At 60.6% G+C, this 2,775-nt stretch carries 3 protein-coding genes and 1 pseudogene; all 4 read right to left on the bottom strand.

The genetic code is table 11. The features are described 5' to 3' along the window. Positions 1 to 301, bottom strand: a pseudogene (locus WA989_RS02540) (hypothetical protein); the annotation flags it as partial. A gap of 51 nt (positions 302 to 352) precedes the next feature. After that, positions 353 to 1,321 (bottom strand): thioredoxin-disulfide reductase, encoded by a 969-nt coding sequence (gene trxB, locus WA989_RS02535; RefSeq protein WP_424338956.1) that lies wholly within the window; start codon positions 1,319 to 1,321, stop codon positions 353 to 355. A 99-nt stretch (positions 1,322 to 1,420) separates the two neighbouring features. Then, positions 1,421 to 2,335: a cation diffusion facilitator family transporter gene (locus tag WA989_RS02530; protein WP_424338955.1), complete on the bottom strand. Its 915-nt coding sequence runs from the start codon at positions 2,333 to 2,335 to the stop codon at positions 1,421 to 1,423. 81 nt (positions 2,336 to 2,416) lie between these two features. After that, positions 2,417 to 2,775: ELM1/GtrOC1 family putative glycosyltransferase (locus WA989_RS02525; RefSeq protein WP_424338954.1), on the bottom strand; the 359-nt coding region annotated here is incomplete at its 5' end.

Raw genomic sequence — 2,775 nt, 5'->3', positions numbered from 1 at the left:
ATTCATAGGCCCGCCCGAGCTGTATCGCGGACGACACTTCGCCGAGCGTGGCCGCCTGTTCGAGCAGGGCCAGCCCTAGCGGCAAGTCCGGCTCCAGGCCATTGCCGTTGACATAGGCGCGCCCGAGCAGGGCGATCGCTTCGGGCACACCGTCATCGGCATGGCGGGCGATCACGTCAATCTGGCTGTAGTCTTCCTCAAGGTAGGCATCGACGGCGTCGCTGAAATCGTCTGCAGCTGCGGCCGGGGCCGACAAAAGCCCTACAGACACGACCAGCGAAACGACGATTTTTCTCAACATGTCCTCATTTTTAACCGCAGTTTCCAGCGCGTCCAGCAGCCATTTGCAGGACTATTCGGCAGCGACGGCGTCCTCGATAGCGGCTTGTTCCTCAAGCCAGTGTTCAGCTTCCAGCGCAGCCATACAGCCCATACCAGCCGCCGTGACCGCCTGGCGATAAGTCTCGTCTGTCACGTCGCCCGCGGCATAGACACCGGGAATATTCGTCTTGGTCGTGCCGGGCTCTGTGATGAGGTAGCCATTGGCCTTCATGTCGACCTTGCCCTTGAAGAGCTCTGTGGACGGCGCATGGCCGATGGCGATGAAGACGCCGTGCGCATCGCGGGTAAACTCTTCGCCGGTTTTCACATTCTTGAGACGCGCGCCGGTGACGCCGAGCGGGTTCTCGTCTCCGATCACTTCTTCGAGCACTGTGTCCCAGAGGATCTCGACCTTGGGATGCTTGAACAGGCGGTCCTGCAGGATCTTCTCGGCGCGGAAACTGTCGCGGCGGTGAACCACGGTGACCTTGGAGGCGAAATTGGTCAGGAAGAGCGCTTCCTCGACGGCCGTATTGCCGCCGCCGATGACGAGCACTTCCTTTTCGCGGTAGAAGAAGCCGTCGCAGGTCGCGCAGGCAGACACGCCAAAACCCTGGAATTTCTGCTCGGTCGGCAGGCCAAGCCATTTGGCCTGCGCGCCCGTACAGATGACAACCGCGTCGCCCGTATAGGTGACGCCGCTTTCGCCGATGGCCTTGAAGGGGCGGGTGTCAAAATTCACTTCCGAGATGTGATCCTCGGAGACGTGTGTGCCCATCTTCTCGGCATGCTCGCGCATCTTTTCCATGAGCTCAGGGCCCTGGATTTCGGAAAAGCCGGGATAGTTCTCGACGTCCGTGGTGATGGTCAGCTGGCCACCCGGCTGCAGGCCGGCCACAACCCGGGTGTCACGCATGGCGCGGGCGGCATAGATCGCCGCGGTCCAGCCAGCAGGGCCGGAGCCTATGATCAGGATTTCTGAATGGATTGTCTCGCTCATCACCCGTTCCAGTCTTTTTCTCGTGTCCGGCCCATAGGTATGGGGATTCTTGCGCTTTGAATAAACCCCCGGCCCTGCTCAACAGGGCGTGAAGGGATACTATTGCACAGGCTTGCGCACTTCCACGGTCGCATGGCTGACGCCGAAATGCTCCTTGAGGCGGGCTTTTACAGCGAGCCTCAAAGTGTCGAGGCAGACGTTTTCGCGCGCCACGACTTCGAGTGTGACAAGGGGTTTCTGCTCGGTCAGGGCCCAGGCGTGGACATGGGTGACCTCCTCGGCATTTTCGATATTCGCTTCGAGATCGGCCTTGATGTCTGCAGGTTCGAGGCCTGACGGGACGCCCTCAATCAGGATGTGAGCTGATTTCCGCGTAATCCGGACGCCCGCGACAATGATCAGGAGGGCGACGAGCATGGAGAGGATCGGGTCGATCGGCATCCAGCCGGTGAACATGATGACCAGGGCTGCCGCGATCGCGGCGACAGAGCCGAGCAGATCGCCGGCCACATGCCAGAGCGCCCCCTGTAAGTTGAGATCCTCCTGGTCGCCGCCATGCAGCAGGTAAAAGGCGATGATATTGACCAGAAGTCCGACGACGGCGACGCCCATGAGGACGCTGCCCATCACAGGTTCGGGTGAAACCAGGCGCTGTATGGCTTCAAAACAGATCCATGCGGCCAGCGCGAGCAGCGTGATGCCGTTGACGAAGGCTGCGAGGATCTTGAACCGCGCCCACCCAAAACTGCGCCGGTCGTCAGCCGGCCGTTCCGCCAGTTTGAAGCCGAGCCAGGCAAGGGCAAGCGAGCCTGCATCAGTGAGCATGTGCGCCGCATCGGCCAGTAGCGCAAGCGAGCCTGAAACGACACCGCCAACCACCTCGGCAATCATGAAGCCGAAGGTGAGGAACGCCGCTATCGCAACGCGCTTGCGGGCATCAGCGGTATCGATGTTCGCATGGGAATGCTCGTGGCCATGGCCGTGATCATGCGCGTGTGAATGCTCGTGTCCCATGATCTCCATGTCGTGGATCGATCGCGAAAAGTCAATAAAATTGATGTAAAAACAATGATTTAGAAATGTTATTCCATAGCCTTAGAGCCAGTCAGGCACAACGACGCTGCCATCCTTGACGTCTTTCAGGGCCGGCTGCGGATGGCGCGCGAGCAGGCGTCTCACGATTTCGTCTGCCACACGGTCGGCCTCGCGCAATGGCTCATAGGCCCATTGCTCCAGCCCGCCCTCGAACCAGCGGGCGCAGCCGCGCCGGATCAGGCTTTCATGCAGCCGGTCGAATTTCGGATTGGAGCCTTCGAGCTTTGCGATGTGGACCGGCAGTCCATGCCAGGCCGCATCCGAGAGCATATTGGCGCTGTCCTCGGTGACGATGGCGGCGTCGGAATAGAGAAGCCAAGCGAGATAGGGGTTCGGTCCATCGCCGGGCCCTGCCCAGA

The organism is Henriciella sp., assembly GCF_049649345.1.
Classification (GTDB): domain Bacteria; phylum Pseudomonadota; class Alphaproteobacteria; order Caulobacterales; family Hyphomonadaceae; genus Henriciella.
The sequence above is the reverse complement of the archived record's forward strand: the minus strand, read 5'-3'. Positions and strand labels throughout refer to the sequence as shown.

Coding starts and splice junctions, on each gene's coding strand:
- trxB (WP_424338956.1), bottom strand. CDS start 1,321: ATGAGCGAGACAATCCATTCAGAAATCCTGATCATAGGCTCCGGCCCT.
- WA989_RS02530 (WP_424338955.1), bottom strand. CDS start 2,335: ATGGGACACGAGCATTCACACGCGCATGATCACGGCCATGGCCACGAG.